This window comes from Streptomyces sp. NPDC034086, assembly GCF_055575515.1.
In genome coordinates, this window is the sequence record NZ_JBVISM010000002.1 from 557,371 (window position 1) to 572,490 (window position 15,120).

The window sequence follows — 15,120 nt, forward strand, 5'->3', positions numbered from 1 at the left end:
AATGGCGGGAAACAAGCGTGGTTCGGGTAGGGGGCAGCCAGGTTGCGACCCCCTAGGCCTCGCACCCCTGACGACCTCGGGCACGTGTGGCCGAGATCATGTCCTTCCCCCTCGAACCCTACGTCAAGACGACACCTGTGAGCTGCCCGGAAGGGTGACGAGGATCCGGCAGCCCCGTGACGATTCGGCCACGCCGATGTGCCCGCCGTGCAGGCCCACGGCCCAGCGGGCGATCGCCAGACCCAGACCGGTGCCCCCGTCGCCCGCGCCGTCCCCGGCCCCGGCCGAGCCCCGGTTGAACCGCTCGAAGACCCGGTGCCGCTCCGCCTCCGGGATCCCCGGCCCCTCGTCCACGACCTCCAGCGCCAGGCTCCCCGGCGCCTCACCGGACCGGGCCCGGACCGTGACCCGGCCGTGCGCGGGGCTGTGCTTGACCGCGTTGTCGATCAGGTTCGCCACCACCTGGTGCAGCCGCTCGGCGTCCGCGTACGCGGTCAGTTCCGGAGGATGCACGTCCAGGTGAAGATGCACGTCATTACGGGTATGTCCGCCCGAACCGGACGTCAGCCCCGGCCGCCCGGCGGCCGCCAGCCCCGATTCCTTCAGCACCCCCGACAGGTACGGCCACACCTCGAACCGGCGCGCCTTCAGCGGCACCACCCCGTTGTCCACCCGCGACAGGTCCAGCAGGGTGTCCACCAGCCGGCCGAGCCGCTCCGCCTGCTTCAGCATGGTCCGCATGGTCTCCGGATCGGCCTCCGAGACCCCGTCCACCACGTTCTCCAGCACCGCCCGCAGCGCCGCGATCGGCGTGCGCAGCTCGTGCGAGACGTTCGCGACCAGTTCTCGACGGTGCCTGTCCTCCGCCTCCAGGTCGTCGGCCATCCGGTTGATCGTCGAGGCCAGGTCGCCGAGCTCGTCGCGGCGCCCGGCACCGCGCACCCGGCGCGTGTAGTCCCCGTGGGAGATCGCCCGGGCCACCGTCGTCATCTCGTCCAGCGGCGCCGTCAGGCCGTGCGCCACGAACTGGGTGATCAGCATCGAGGCGATCACCGAGAAGACCGTGATGAACCGCAGCTCCGTGGCCGTGCGCAGGGCCACCATCAGCAGCCCCGTGGTGATGAACACGGAGACCACGACGAGCACGCCCAGCTTCGTCTTGATCGAGAACGGCGAGTAGGGCCGCGGCCCCGGCCCGCGCGACGGGCCGCTCACGCCTGCGCCGGGGTCTCCAGGGCGTACCCGACGCCGTGGACCGTACGGATCCGGTCAGCGCCGATCTTCCGCCGCAGGGCCTTGATGTGGCTGTCGACCGTACGGGTCCCCGACGCGTCGGCCCAGTCCCACACCTCCGCCAGCAGCTGCTCCCGCGAGAGCACCGCCCGCGGCGTCCCGGCCAGGCACACCAGCAGGTCGAACTCGGTTGGTGTCAGGTGCACGTCCTCCGCCTGCACCCGCACCCTGCGCTGCGCGTGGTCGATCTCCAGGTCGCCCAGGCGCAGCGTCGCCCCGCGCGGGGCCGTCGCGGCCAGCGTGGCCCGCTCCACCCGGCGCAGCAGGACGTGCACCCGCGCGGCCAGCTCGCGCATGGAGAACGGCTTCGTCATGTAGTCGTCGGCCCCGACCCCGAGACCGACCAGCATGTCCGTCTCGTCGTCCCGGGCCGTGAGCATCAGCACCGGCACCGGCCGCTGCGCCTGGACCCGGCGGCAGACCTCCAGCCCGTCGAAGCCGGGCAGCATGACGTCCAGCACCAGCAGCTCGGGCTGCCAGCTCTCGGCGGCCGCGACGGCGGCAGGCCCGTCGTACGCCGCCTGCACCTGGAAGCCCTCGGCCCGCAGCCGGGCCGCGATGGCGTCGGCGATGGTGCGGTCGTCCTCGACCACGAGCACGCGCCGCTGGGCACCTGGGGTGGCCGCGGCGACGTTGTGGGTGGTGTGTGTCTGTTCCATGTCCCGCCCCTGAAGATCCCGCGTGATGGGGTGCAGCGTAGAGGAGGCACCGGCCTGCGGCCATGCGGGGTTCGGACAGGAGCCGGGGTCATCCGGAATCAGAGATTCATCCCGTCGCGTCGAAACCGGGCAGCGCGTCCAGCACCTTCCGCAGGGCCGGGGCCAGCGCGGTCTCGTCGGCGGCGACCTCGAAACCGCCGTGCGCGAAGGCGTACGTGAACCCGTCGTAGACCGGCGGATCGGCCGTCGCCACCCGGGGCAGGCGCGCGAAGTCCGCCTCCCGCAGCGCGGACCGCAGGGCATCCAGCCGGGGCGGGTCCAGCCTCCCGGAGCGCAGGTCACGGGCCTCGCCGTCCGTCAGGGTCCAGGAGCCGTCGCCGCTGACGAGGACGGTACGGGACTGGCCGGCGAACCCCCCGCTGCGGGTGACGCGGACCAGGGTCCGCGCGGCGGGGGGCGGGGTGGGGGAGGGCGTCGCGGTGGCGGTGGTGGACGCCGGTGCCGGTGCGGAGGCCGGTGCCGAGGCCGTCGCCGGTGCGGAGGCCGTCGCGGGTGCGGACGCCGTCGCCGGTGCCGTCCGGGGCGCGGTCGCCGCCGTCGCCTCGGGGGCCCCGCCGGGTTCGCCGGCGCAGCCCGCCAGCACCAGCAACGCGCCCAGCGGCACCGCCGCCGCGGCCCCGGCCGCTCGGATCGCTCGCACACCCACCTCCGCAGGTACTCCGAAGAACACCGAGTATGGAGGCCCCGCCCCGCAACGGAAAGCACCCGGAGGCCGTCATCCGCCGCATCACCCCCTGGCGCTGGGTGCCCCCGCTGACGGCCGTCCTCCTCGGGCTGTGGGGGCTGCCGCGCGGCGGGAGCATGTGGCGCGACGAGTCCACCACCTGGCAGGTCGCGCACCGGCCCCTGGGCGGGCTGGCGGAACTGCTGGGCCGGGTCGACGCCGTGCACGGCCTCCACTACCTCCTGATGCACGCGGTCTTCGCCCTGGGGGAGGGGGGCCTGTGGGCGCTGCGGTCGCCGTCCGTGGCCGGCACGGCCCTCGCCGCCGCCGGGGTGGCCGCGGTGGCGCACCGGCTGGCCGGCGGGCGGGCCGCGCTGATCGCCGGCACCGCCTACGCCGTGCTGCCGCCGGTGCAGACGTACGCGCAGGAGGGGCGCTCGTACGCACTGGTCGCGGCCGCCGTGGCCTGGGCGACGTACCTGATGCTCCGCGAGCGGTGGGCCGCGTACGCGGTGGTGCTGCTGCTGGGATGCTGGCTGCACGAGTTCGCCGTACTGGCCCTGTCGGCGCACGCGTTCACCGCGTGGCGGGCGCGGGGCTGGCGGTGGGCGGCGGGCGCCGTCCTCGCCGGGCTGCTGCCACTGGCCCTGGTCAGCGCGCGGCAGGCGCAGGCGCAGCTGGGGTGGCTGGGGCGGCCCTCGTGGCAGGACTGGGCGGCGTACGCGGTGGTCGTGGCGGCGGTGGCCCTGCTGGCCCGCGGGGTCCCCGGCCGGAGGGCCGTCCGGGTCGCCGCCCCCCTGGCCCTGCTGCCGCCGGGGGTGCTCATCTCCGTCTCGGTGGTGCACCCGTGGTACGTCGACCGGTACGTCCTCTACGCGCTGGCCGGCCTCGCGGTGCTGGCGGGGGTGCGGCTGGCGGGGGTGCGGCCGGCGGGGGCGCGGGGGTGGTTGCCGTGGGCGCTGGTGGGGGTGCTGCTGCTGCCGTTCGGTGCGTGGTCGGTGTGGCTGCGGACCCCGGAGGCGCGCAAGGACGACGCGCTCGCCGTCGCGGCGGCGGTGCGGGAGCGGGCGCGGCCGGGGGACGCGGTGCTGTTCATGCCCTCGCGGCGGCGGGAGTGGCTGCTGTCGTCGCCGGGGGTGTACGGGACCCTGCGCGACGTGGCCCTGTCCCGGGCGCCGGTGGAGTCGGGGACCCTCCACGGCACGGAACTCCCGCCGGACCGCATCCGCGCGGCGGTCCTGGCGGCCCCGAGGGTGATCGCCCTGCTGGACCCGCCGGGCCAGCCCCTGGACCCGTACCCGGCGGAGGCGGCGAAGCGGGAGGCCCTGGCGGCGGGCTTCGAACGCTGCTCGGTGACGGCGGTGCGCGGGGCGCGGGTGGCGGTGTACGCGCGGTGGGGGGCGTGCGGGTGACCCTGGCCGGGTGGTTCGGGGGCGGGGTGTTGCCCTGCCGGGCGGTGTTCGGGCGGGGTGGTGCCCTGTCGGGCGGGGTGCGGTCAGGTGGTTTTGGGTCGGGGGCGGTGCCCGGGCGGGGTGTCGTCCGGGGCGGGCTTCGATGTTCGGCGCCTGTTCCGGGTTTGTCCTGCGGAGCGGTACCGCGCGCCGCATCCATCTCGTTTTAGCCCCGGACGACACCCCACCCCGCCCCCGCCCCCTCGCGTAGCCGTTTGGCCGTCCCGCCGCTGTGGCCTCGCAGGCGTGCTGCCGGCAACTCCAGCTTGGTCGGCAAACCCAGCCTCGCCGGCGTTTGAGGCGCGGGGGTCTGGGGGCGGAGCTCCGGGGAACGGGGGAAGGGCGGGGCAGGGGAACGGCCCCGCGCGGCGGTGGCGGCAGCCGCGGCGCCGCGGCGTTGCGTTAGAAAGGGGGCCGGCCCGTACCCGACCCAGGAGGTTCCGTATGCCCGTGACCGAGATACCCGGCCCCCTCGTCGGGACGGACTGGCTCGCCGCGCACCTCGTGGAGGTCGTCGTGTTCGACGCCTCCGTCGGGGCCCACCGCGGCGCCCCCGCGAGGATCCCCGCCGCGCGGCCCTTCGACCTCGACGGCGCCCTCTCCGACCACTCCGCGGCGGTCCCGCACACGATGCCCTCACCGGCGGCGTTCGCCGAGGCGCTGCGGGGGCTCGGGGTGGACGACTCCGACACGGTGGTGGTCTACGACGGCGCCGGGATCTACTCCAGCGCCCGGGCCTGGTGGATGCTGCGCGCGATGGGCTTCGACCGGGTGGCCGTGCTGGACGGGGGCCTGCCCGCGTGGGCCGCGGCCGGGCTGCCCGTCGAGGGCGAGCCGGCGGCGTACGACGGCCCGCGCGGCTCCTTCACCGCCCGGCCCCGCGCCGGGCTGCTGGTGGACGCCGCCGCGGTCACGGCCGCCCTCGCCGACCCGGCCGCCGCCGTGATCGACGCGCGTACCCGGGAGCGCTTCGCCGGCACCGCGCCGGAGCCCCGGCCGGGGCTGCGCGGCGGGCACATGCCGGGCGCGCTGAACCTGCCGTTCGGCGAGCTCCAGGGGCCCGGCGGGCTGATGCGCCCCGCCGGGGAACTGCGCGAGGTCTTCGGGGCGTTGGCGGGGGAGCGGGAACGGCTGTACTTCAGCTGCGGTTCGGGCGTCACGGCCTGCGTCCTCGCGCTGGGCGCCACCCTCGCCGGGTACGAGGGGCCGGCCGTGTACGACGGCTCGTGGAGCGAGTGGGGCCTGCCCTCGGAGCTGCGGCCGGTGGTGACCGGGCCCTGACCGGGGGTGGGGTTAACCCCACCACGGCTCCGGATACCCGCACCAGCGCGGACGGGCCCCGGGCCCGGCAGACTCGGCCGCATGCGCACCTTGACCCGCACCGCCCTCGCCGCCACCGCCGTGGCCCTCCTCCTGTCCGGCTGCTCGTTCGTGGAGGAGGCCAGGCTGAAGACCGCCGACGCGGACACCACCGTCACCGAGGCGGTCACCGCGGTGGAGCTGACGGGTCTCCGGCGCGGTTCCGTCGAGGTCGTGCCGGGCGGCGGCCCCGGGGTGGCCGTCCGCCGGGTCGTGCACTACCGGGGCGACACCGCGCCCGTGCCCGGTCAGCGGGTCTCGGCCGGGGTGCTGCGCTTCACCGACGGCTGCCCGGACCCGGGGGACACCTGCTGGGTCGACTACCGGCTGGAGGTGCCGGCCTCGGCGAAGCTCACGGCCGGCAGCAGCAGCGGTGACATCACCGTGACGGGAGTGGCCTCCGCCGAGCTGGAATCCTCCTCCGGCGACGTCCGGGCCGAGCGGATCACGGGCCCGCTGAGGATCCGCACCTCCTCCGGGGACCTGAGGGCCGAGGGCCTGTCGGGCTCCGAGTTCGAGTTCCGGTCGGGCTCCGGGGACGCCACCGTCGGCTTCGAGAAGGCGCCGGGCTCGGTGTCCTTCACGACCGGCTCGGGCGACGTGACCCTGAAGACGCCGCAGGCCCCGTACCGGGTGTCGGCCACCACGGCCTCGGGCAAGCGGGACGTCTCCTTCGCCGACGCCCCCGACGCCCCTTCCCGCATCACGGTGCGCACCGGCTCCGGCGACATCCGGCTCACCGTCCCGAGCTGACGGCGCGTACGGCCTCCGGTGTTGTTCGCCCCCGGCGAACGGGTGTGGGGGAACAATGGGCGGCGCAGAACCATTGAGTCGACGTAGCTCAACTTCACTGCCGGAGGGAAGATCATGGCTTCGACGTCCGTAACGCTCACCCTGCCCGTACTGCCGCTCGACGACGAGGTCGTGCTGCCCGGGATGGTCGTTCCCCTGGACCTGTCCGACGCCGAGGTGCGCGCAGCCGTCGAGGCGGCGCAGGCGGCGGCCGGGGACGGGAAGCCCCGGGTGCTGCTCGTGCCGCGCGTCGACGGGACGTACGCGGGGATCGGAGTGCTGGGGACCGTCGAACAGGTCGGGCGGCTCTCCGACGGGGATCCCGGGGCGCTGATCCGCGGGCGCGGCCGGGTCCGGATCGGCGCCGGGACCACCGGGCCGGGAGCGGCGCTCTGGGTCGAGGGCGAGAGCGTCGACGAGAAGGTCCCCGACCCGCTGCCCGGGGCCGTCGCCGAGCTCGTCAAGGAGTACAAGGCCCTCGCCACCAGCTGGCTCAAGAAGCGCGGCGCCTGGCAGGTCGTGGACCGGGTGCAGCAGATCGAGGGGGTCTCCGCCCTCGCCGACAACAGCGGGTACTCCCCGTTCCTGACCGTGGCCCAGAAGGTGGAGCTGCTGGAGACCATCGACCCGGTCGCCCGGCTCCGGCTCGCCGTCAAGGCGCTCACCGACCACCTGGCCGAGCAGGACATCGCCGAGTCCATCGCCAAGGACGTCCAGGACGGCGTCGACAAGCAGCAGCGGGAGTTCCTGCTGCGCCGCCAGCTGGAGGCGGTCCGCAAGGAGCTGCGCGAGCTGGGCGGGGAGAAGGAGGGCGAGGAGTCCGACGACTACCGGGCCCGCGTCGAGGCCGCCGACCTGCCCGAGAAGGTGCGGGAGGCCGCGCTCAAGGAGGTCGACAAGCTGGAGCGGGCCAGCGACCAGAGCCCGGAGGGCTCCTGGATCCGCACCTGGCTGGACACGGTGCTGGAGCTGCCCTGGAACGAGCGCACCGAGGACGAGTACGACATCCAGGGCGCCCGGGCGGTCCTCGACGCCGAGCACGCGGGCCTGGACGACGTGAAGGACCGCATCACCGAGTACCTCGCCGTGCGCAAGCGGCGCGGCGAGCGGGGGATGGGCGTCATCGGGGGCCGCCGCGGAGGCGCCGTGCTAGCGCTCGTGGGCCCGCCCGGCGTCGGGAAGACCTCGCTCGGCGAGAGCGTGGCCCACGCGATGGGCCGCAAGTTCGTGCGCGTGGCCCTCGGCGGCGTGCGGGACGAGGCCGAGATCCGCGGCCACCGGCGGACCTACGTCGGCGCCCTGCCCGGCCGCATCGTGCGGGCCGTCAAGGAGGCCGGGTCGATGAACCCGGTCGTGCTCCTCGACGAGATCGACAAGGTCGGCTCCGACTTCCGGGGCGACCCGGCGGCCGCCCTGCTGGAGGTCCTGGACCCCGCGCAGAACCACACCTTCCGGGACCACTACCTGGAGGTCGAGCTGGACCTCAGCGACGTGGTCTTCCTCGCGACCGCCAACGTCCTGGAGGCCATCCCCGAGGCCCTCGCCGACCGCATGGAAGTGGTCCGCCTCGACGGGTACACCGAGGACGAGAAGATCGTCATCGCCCGTGACCACCTGCTGCCCCGCCAGCTGGAGCGTGCCGGCCTGACCGCCGAGGAGGTGGACCTCCAGGAGGACGCGCTGCGCAAGCTGGCGGGCGAGTACACCCGCGAGGCCGGCGTGCGCACCCTGGAGCGGTCCATCGCCCGCCTCCTGCGCAAGGTCGCCGCCCAGCACGAGCTGGGCGAGCGCGCGTTCCCCTTCGCCATCGGAGCGGGCGAGCTGCGCGGCCTGATCGGCCGGCCGCACCACGTCCCGGAGTCCGCCCAGGACCCGGCGGAGCGGCGTACCGCGGTGCCCGGCGTGGCCACCGGCCTCGCCGTGACCGGGGCCGGCGGCGACGTCCTGTTCGTCGAGGCCTCGCTCGCCGACCCGGAGACCGGCGCGGCCGGACTGACCCTCACCGGCCAGCTGGGCGACGTCATGAAGGAGTCGGCGCAGATCGCCCTCAGCTTCCTGCGCTCGCACGGCGCGGAACTGGAGCTCCCGGTCGCCGACCTCAAGGACCGGGGCGTGCACATCCACTTCCCGGCGGGCGCCGTCCCCAAGGACGGCCCGAGCGCGGGCATCACCATGACCACCGCGCTGGCCTCGCTGCTGTCCGGCCGCCAGGTGCGCACGGACGTGGCCATGACCGGTGAGGTCTCGCTGACCGGACGGGTGCTCCCGATCGGAGGGGTCAAGCAGAAGCTGCTCGCCGCGCACCGCGCCGGGCTGACCACCGTGATCATCCCCAAGCGGAACGAGGCCGATCTGGACGACGTCCCGAGCGAGGTGCTGGAGGGGCTGGAGGTGCACCCGGTGACGGACGTCCGCCAGGTGCTGGAGCTCGCCCTCACCCCGGCCGCGGTGTCCTTCGACCAGGCCGCCTGACCGGCCCCGGCCCCTTCCCCGACGGCCCGGAGGACCCCCACGGCGGGGCCCCGGGCCGTCGGCGCGCCCGCTGCGAAATACTGGTCCCGAACAGGGGTGCCACAGTGCGCCCCGCCATCGATGGGAGCGGCACGTGCACGGCAGCGAAGACCAGGAGTTCCTCGCCCTGGAGCGGGAGCTGTCCGTCTTCCTGAGGCGTGCCCGGGCCTCCTCCGGAGAGATGGCCCGCGCCCTGCACCCCGAGCTCGAACCGGCCGCGTACGGGCTGCTGGTCCGGCTGGAGGCCGCCGGCCGCCAGCGGGCCACCGAGCTGGCCGCCTACTTCGGCGTCGGCAAGGCCACCATGAGCCGCCAGCTGCGCGCCCTGGAGGTGCTGGGGCTGGTGGCCCGCGAGCCGGACCCCGCGGACGGCCGCGCCTTCCTCGTCGGCCTCACCGCGGAGGGCCGGGAGCGGTTCCTGCGCGTACGGGGCGCCCGGCGCGAGCGGTACATGCGCAAGCTGGCGGACTGGGACCGCGGCGAGGTCGCGGAGCTGGCCCGCCTGCTCAACCAGCTGAACTCCGGCGAGGAGTAGGCCGTCTCTTCCGGATCTTGCCGGTCAGGCAAGATCCGGAAGAGACGGCCTGGCCCCCGCCGGGCGGCTCACAGCTCCGCGTACACCGCCGAGGCGTCGTCGTGCCGCTTGTACCGGGCCGGCGGGCGCAGCGGATCCGACTCCACGGCCCGGACCCGCCCGATCAGCCCCTGCGCGCCCTCCTTGCGCAGCACGTCCAGGCAGGCCGCCCAGTCGCCCTCCCCGAACGTGTCCGTCCAGCGGCTCGCCCCGTCCGTCAGCGCGGCCACCGCCCGCACCTCCGCGCGCGGGGTGCGCCCGGTGAGGGCCCGGGCCGCCACCGCCGGGTCCGCGGCCGCCGTGAAGAAGCCCCCCTCGGCGTTGCGCAGCGCGTCGGTCGCCGCCACCGAGCCGCGCACCTCGCCCGGCACCCGGTCCAGCCGGTCGTCGAGCACCGGCGTGACCGCGCCGCCGGGTCCGCGGAGCAGGAGCACGGAATCCGAGAGCACGAGGTGCTCCACGTACGCCGCGTCCCAGCGCACCATCACCACCGTCGCCTGGGGGGTCCGGACGTGAGAAAGGTCACAGGTGCCGCGGTGCGCGTCGGCGGTGTCGGCGATGGCCCGGGCCAGGACCGCCTCCAGGGGCATGTCCCGCCGCGATCCGGACAGTTCGGTCAATCGGCCGCCGAGCCGGGTGGAGAACCAGGGCACTCCGTGCACGCATCCGTCGTCCCCGCGGGGCGGGGTGACCCCGTCCAGGACGATCACGACGCCCCCTCCCGAAGCGGGTGCCGACGCCGACACCCAGTCCTGATTGGGGTGTTCCGGGTTGCCGGGTTCGGAGGCCAGGTCGATGCGCATGCGGGCATTCTGCCCGGCGGGACCCGGCCGAGGGCGGCAGGTCCGTACCAATGCCGGCGGCGGGGTGCCGGACCGCCCGACGGCCCCGCCCGCCCGCTCCCCGCGAGATGTGGGCGCGCATACTGCCAAAGCCCGCCGCGTTCTTTCAACCACCCGTCCACGGCGGGCCCCTGACACGCGGTGCCCGAGTTGGTCGGCCCCTCCTCCGTGATGTTCACTCCTTCGAGTGGCCGGGTGGGCGATGGGCGGCTCTCCTCCCAACACACTGCGAAGGTCTGAGGCGGTACGAGGGGGCAGGGGGCGTTTACTTGTTGACCGGCCGTTACCTCGGCCACACGAGTAGACGAGCACGAGCACACGTACAGGATTGCGAGCACCGGTGCAGAAGAAGCGGTCTCGGAAGAACGGCACCGCCAGCGCCGACGGACCCGCCAAGGCAGGACGGCGCGTACGCGTCCGCAGCAGGCTGGTGGTCGGAGTAGCAGTCGCCGGACTCACCGTCCTCGCGGCAGGCACCCCCGCCGTCGTCTCCGCCACGAGGGAACTGAACGACTCCCAGCGCCTGGTCACCCTGGCGGAACAGACCCGGCACGCCCTCACCCTCGCCCACCTCCTCGGCGACGAGCGCGACGCCGTCGTCGAGTACGCGGCCAAGGGCCGGCCCGGCAACGCCAAGGGCACCGTCGACGAACGCACCGCGCGCACCGACCGGCAGATCGCCGAACTCAAGCCGGAGGCCGACGCGGAACTCGCCCGCGCCCTCGGCAAGGTCAAGGCCGTCCGCGCCGAAGCCGTCGACGGCAAGGGCACCGCCCTCGCCGCGCACCAGGCCTACGCCGCACTCCTCACCGAACTCCTCGCCCCCGGCGACCGCCTCGCCGAACTCACCCCGCCCCGCGCGGAGGCCGCCCTGGCCGTCACCCGGCCCATGGCCCCCCTCGGCCAGGCCGTCGACCAGGCCTCGGCCACCCGCGGCCTGCTGCTCGCCGCCCTGTCCGTGCCCCGCGCCGAGCAGGCCCCGAACTCCGCCGCCGCCGACGAGCTCACCGGCGCCGCCCAGCGCTCCCGGGTCCGCGAGCAGGCCGCCCTCGACGACTTCGCGCGCGCCGCCCGGCCCGGCGTACGCCAGACCCTCGCCGCCACCGTCACCGGCCCCGAGGTCAAGGCCGCCGAGGACCACCTCAAGCGGCTCACCGACCGGCCCACCCTGACCCCCGCCGACCGCAGGGCCACCGACGCGCAAGCCGTCTCCACCGCCCTGACCGCCCGCATCGACCGGATGCGCTCGGTGGAGTCCACCCTCGCCGGCGACCGGGCCACCGCCTTCACCACCCTGCGCGACGACGACGTGACCCGGCTGGAGCTGATGGTCGCCGGACTCGGCGTCCTCTTCCTCTTCGTCGTCGGCTTCTCCACCGCCGTCGCCCGCTCCCTCACCCGCCCGCTCTCCGTGCTGCGCCGCGGCGCCGAACGGCTCGCGACCCCCGAGGGCTCGCAGGAGCCGGTCCGCTTCACCGGCCGCAACGACGAGTTCGCCGAGGTCGTGCGCCACCTCAACGCCGTCCGCGAACAGACGGTCGCCCTGCACACCAGGGTCGCCGGGCTCGACGCCGACCGCCGCCGCCTCATCGGCCGCAACGAGGCCCTCGCCGGCGGCCGCGACGCCCTGGAACAGGAGCTCAAGCAGTTGCGCGCCGGGCTCGAAGAGCACCGCCGCATCATGTCGACGACCTCCGTCTCGCTCTCCCTACGCACCCTCGGCCTCGTCGAGCGCCAGCTCGCCGTCATCGAGGAACTGGAGTCCAAGGAAGGCGACCCGGACCGGCTCGCCACCCTCTTCAAGCTGGACCACCTCGCGACGGTCATGCGCCGGCACAACGAGAACCTGCTGGTCCTCGCCGGACAGGAGCACGGGCACGGCCAGAGCCTGCCCGTGCCCCTGGTCGACGTCATGCGGGCCGCCGTCAGCGAGATCGAGCGCTACGAGCGCGTCGACCTCGCCGCCATGCCCTCCTACACCCAGGTCGCCGGACACGCCGCCGACGACATCTCGCACGTCCTCGCGGAACTCCTCGAGAACGCCACGACCTTCTCCCCGCCCGAGGCCAAGGTGAAGGTGTCCGGCCGGCTGAACGACGCCGGCGACGTGGTCCTGTCCGTCGTGGACGAGGGCATCGGCGTCACCGAGGACCGCCTCGCCTCCCTGAACACCCGCCTGGCCACCCCCGACGCCTACGACGAGGAACCCGAGGCCGAACATGGCCTCGGACTCGGCCTGTACGTCGCCGGACGGCTCGCCGCCCGCCACGGCGTCAGCGCCGAGCTGCGCGCCGGCCGGCACGGCGGCCTGGAGGCCCTGGTCGTGGTCCCGGCGGCCCTGCTGCCCGACACCCCGCCGGCCTCCCCGGTGCACACCCTGGGCACGCCCGGCGCCCCCGCGTTCCAGCTGCCCGGCGTGATCGCCGAGGCCAACGAGAACACCCTGCCGCCGCGGCTGCGCACGGCCCCGGCCGAGCGGGACGCGGCGGACTCGGCCGGCGCGGATGCCGAGCCCACGGCCCAGGCCGGGCCGGTGTCCGCGGACGCGGAGCCCGCCAAGGTGGTCACGCTCGCCGAGGCCTTCGAGGCGGAAGCGGGCGAAGCGGCCGGCGCCGGCCGGGACACCGCGGAGCAGGAGCCGTCCGGGGCCGAGGCCGAGGCCGCAGAGGCCTCCGCGGCCTCCGCGGCCGGAACCGCCGAGCCCCACGCGTCCCTGGAGCCGCGCGACTCCGACGAGCCCCGCGACTCCCACGACTCCTACGAGTCCGACACCTTCGACGCCGGGTCACTGGTGGCCGAGGCCTTCGGTGCCGGGGCCTTCGCCGAAGCGCGGCCCGCGCAGCCGTCCCCGGACACCGGGCTCCCCCCGGCCGACCAGGTCGTCACCGCCGCCCCCGACGCCGGACAGACCCCCGACGCCGGACAGACCGCCGGCGTCGAGCCCCCCAAGGTGGTCACCCTGGCCGAGGCCTTCGACGAGGAGGCCCCCGGGGGACCGGACACCGCGCCCGGTGCACCCGTACAGGACGAAGGACACACCGAGTCGGCGCCCCACGCCGAACGGTCCAGCCACCGGCGGGCCGCCGACGCGGAGGACGGCTTCGTCCCCCGCCAGGGCAGCCACCCCGAGCCCATGGCCGAGCCCGCCACCGGAACCGTCACCGCCAAGGGCCTCCCCAAGCGGACCCCCCGCTCCGTGGCGGCCCCCGGCACCGCACAGCCCGCGGCGGTCCGCCCCGAGCCGCGCCGCGTCGACGCCGAGGAACTGCGCCGCAGGCTCGGCGGGTTCTACCAGGGCGCCCAGGACGGGCGCCGGGTCGTCGCGGCGGAACTCGCCCAGGACCGCCGGGACCCGCAGGACCTGGGGCAGGGGCACACCGACCAGGGGGACAGCGCACAGGAGGCACGCACATGACCGCGCCCAGTACGTACGGACTGAGCACCCAGGCCCGCAACCTGCAGTGGCTGCTGACCGACCTGGTCGAGGAGGTGCCCGGCGTCAACTCCGTGGCCGTCGTGTCCTCGGACGGGCTGCTGCTGCTCTCCTCCGAGCCGGCGGCGGAACCCGCCCCGGGCGACCGCCCCAAGGGCCCCCGCGGTGCCTCCGCCGACCTCGCCACCATCGTGTCCGGGCTCGGCAGCCTCACCACCGGCGCCGCCGCCCTCATGGAGTTCGGCACGGTCAAGCAGACGATGGTCGCCATGGAGAACGGTTCCGTCTTCGTCATGTCCATCAGCGACGGCTCCCTGCTCGGCGTGCACGCCACTCCCGACTGCGACATGAGCGTCGTCGCCTACCACATGGCGCTCTTCGTCGGCCGCGCCGGCCACGTCCTGACCCCCGAAGTCCGCAGTGAGCTGCGCCAGTCGATGGAGAAGACCCCGTGAGGAGTACGGCCTCCGACCGGCTGCCGATACGCGGCGCCGACCGCCGTCCCGCCCGCGTCCGCCCGTACTCCCTCACGGGCGGCCGCACCCGCTTCACGCAGGTGCTGCTGGTGGAGACCTTCGTCGCCACCCTCGACAGCGGCCCGGCCAAGACCCCCGACCGCATGCCCGAGATGCGCGCCATCGTCGAGGTGTGCCGCCGGATGCGGACCATCGCCGAGATATCCGCACTGCTGAAGCTGCCGCTCGGCGTGGTCCGGGTCCTCGTCGGCGACCTCGCCGACCAGGGCCGGATCCGCGTCTACGGCACGGGCCACGGCACCGGCCGGCCCGACCGCGCGCTGCTCGAAAGGGTGCTCAGTGGCCTCCGCCGTCTCTGACTTCGCCTCCGCCGTCACCGACGCCGCCGGGACGCCCGGCCCCCTGGACGACGAGCCCGTCCAGCCGTGGCAGTACGACCGCTCGCGCGCGCCCGTCGCCGTCAAGGTGCTCGTCGCCGGTGGCTTCGGCGTCGGCAAGACCACCTTCGTGTCCTCCGTCTCCGAGATCACCCCGCTGCGCACCGAAGCGGTGATGACCCAGGCCAGCGTCACCACCGACGACCTGAGCGGGACCCCGGACAAGAACACGACCACCGTCGCCATGGACTTCGGGCGCATCACCCTCGACGACGACCTCGTGCTCTACGTGTACGGGACCCCCGGCCAGGAGCGGTTCTGGTTCATGTGGGACGACCTCGTGCGCGGCGCCATCGGCGGCCTGGTGCTGGCCGACACGCGCCGGCTGCGGGACTGCTTCCCGGCGCTCGACTACTTCGAGACCTGCGGGCTTCCGTACGCGGTCGCCGTCAACCACTTCGAGGGCTCGCGCTCCTACGACGTCGAGGACGTGCGGGAGGCGCTCACCATCCCGCCGGACGTGCCCGTCGTGATCATGGACGCGCGGCGCCGGGACACGGTCGTGGAGTCCCTGCTGACCCTGGTGGGCCACGCGCTGGACGCCACCCCCGCATAGGCGGGCCCGCTCC

General features: G+C 74.9%; 13 protein-coding genes. 9 read left to right on the top strand and 4 right to left on the bottom strand.

Annotated elements, in window-relative coordinates:
• Positions 1-123 precede the first annotated feature (123 nt).
• The 3 genes from ACZ514_RS07970 to ACZ514_RS07980 all read right to left on the bottom strand — a co-directional run bounded on the left by ACZ514_RS07970 (position 124) and on the right by ACZ514_RS07980 (position 2,652).
• Positions 124-1,215 carry a HAMP domain-containing sensor histidine kinase gene (locus ACZ514_RS07970; protein WP_468173397.1) on the bottom strand — a complete coding sequence of 364 codons (1,092 nt, stop codon included), beginning with the start codon at positions 1,213-1,215 and terminating at the stop codon, positions 124-126.
• Positions 1,212-1,952 (bottom strand): response regulator transcription factor, encoded by a 741-nt coding sequence (locus ACZ514_RS07975; RefSeq protein ID WP_388939650.1) that lies wholly within the window; start codon positions 1,950-1,952, stop codon positions 1,212-1,214. The genes ACZ514_RS07970 and ACZ514_RS07975 overlap by 4 nt, the downstream gene beginning before the upstream one ends.
• 106 nt (positions 1,953-2,058) lie before the next feature.
• A complete protein-coding gene (locus tag ACZ514_RS07980; protein ID WP_468173395.1) occupies positions 2,059-2,652 on the bottom strand; it encodes a hypothetical protein in 594 nt (197 codons plus the stop codon).
• A 35-nt stretch (positions 2,653-2,687) separates the two neighbouring features.
• Between ACZ514_RS07980 and ACZ514_RS07985 the strand changes: the two genes are divergently transcribed.
• From ACZ514_RS07985 to ACZ514_RS08005, 5 genes are all read left to right on the top strand, one after another.
• Positions 2,688-4,088: a glycosyltransferase family 39 protein gene (locus tag ACZ514_RS07985; RefSeq protein WP_469124347.1), complete on the top strand. Its 1,401-nt coding sequence runs from the start codon at positions 2,688-2,690 to the stop codon at positions 4,086-4,088.
• A gap of 483 nt (positions 4,089-4,571) precedes the next feature.
• The gene (locus ACZ514_RS07990; protein ID WP_469124348.1) at positions 4,572-5,408 is read left to right on the top strand and encodes a sulfurtransferase; all 837 of its coding nucleotides are present in this window, start codon (positions 4,572-4,574) and stop codon (positions 5,406-5,408) included.
• An 81-nt stretch (positions 5,409-5,489) separates the two neighbouring features.
• Positions 5,490-6,239, top strand: coding sequence for a DUF4097 family beta strand repeat-containing protein (locus ACZ514_RS07995; protein WP_469124349.1), 750 nt, complete (start codon positions 5,490-5,492; stop codon positions 6,237-6,239).
• Positions 6,240-6,353: 114 nt separating this feature from the next.
• Positions 6,354-8,750: an endopeptidase La gene (lon, locus tag ACZ514_RS08000; RefSeq protein WP_468696010.1), complete on the top strand. Its 2,397-nt coding sequence runs from the start codon at positions 6,354-6,356 to the stop codon at positions 8,748-8,750.
• A gap of 133 nt (positions 8,751-8,883) precedes the next feature.
• Complete coding sequence (locus tag ACZ514_RS08005) at positions 8,884-9,324, top strand: MarR family winged helix-turn-helix transcriptional regulator (protein WP_388939661.1); 441 nt, start codon at positions 8,884-8,886, stop codon at positions 9,322-9,324.
• Positions 9,325-9,392: 68 nt separating this feature from the next.
• On the opposite strand, the gene ACZ514_RS08010 is transcribed toward ACZ514_RS08005, so the two are convergent.
• Entirely contained in the window at positions 9,393-10,166 is a 774-nt protein-coding gene (locus tag ACZ514_RS08010; protein ID WP_469124350.1) for a protein phosphatase 2C domain-containing protein, read from the bottom strand.
• 379 nt (positions 10,167-10,545) lie between these two features.
• Between ACZ514_RS08010 and ACZ514_RS08015 the strand changes: the two genes are divergently transcribed.
• Genes ACZ514_RS08015 through ACZ514_RS08030 form a run of 4 tightly spaced genes read left to right on the top strand, consistent with a single transcriptional unit; the run spans position 10,546 to position 15,107 of the window.
• On the top strand, positions 10,546-13,620 hold the full coding sequence (locus ACZ514_RS08015; RefSeq protein WP_469124351.1) for a sensor histidine kinase: 3,075 nt from the start codon (positions 10,546-10,548) through the stop codon (positions 13,618-13,620).
• Positions 13,617-14,093 (top strand): roadblock/LC7 domain-containing protein, encoded by a 477-nt coding sequence (locus ACZ514_RS08020; RefSeq protein WP_468173382.1) that lies wholly within the window; start codon positions 13,617-13,619, stop codon positions 14,091-14,093. Before ACZ514_RS08015 ends, ACZ514_RS08020 begins: the two co-directional genes overlap by 4 nt.
• Positions 14,090-14,473 carry a DUF742 domain-containing protein gene (locus ACZ514_RS08025; RefSeq protein ID WP_468173381.1) on the top strand — a complete coding sequence of 128 codons (384 nt, stop codon included), beginning with the start codon at positions 14,090-14,092 and terminating at the stop codon, positions 14,471-14,473. Before ACZ514_RS08020 ends, ACZ514_RS08025 begins: the two co-directional genes overlap by 4 nt.
• Positions 14,454-15,107: a GTP-binding protein gene (locus ACZ514_RS08030; RefSeq protein ID WP_469124352.1), complete on the top strand. Its 654-nt coding sequence runs from the start codon at positions 14,454-14,456 to the stop codon at positions 15,105-15,107. The genes ACZ514_RS08025 and ACZ514_RS08030 overlap by 20 nt, the downstream gene beginning before the upstream one ends.
• Positions 15,108-15,120: the final 13 nt, after the last annotated feature.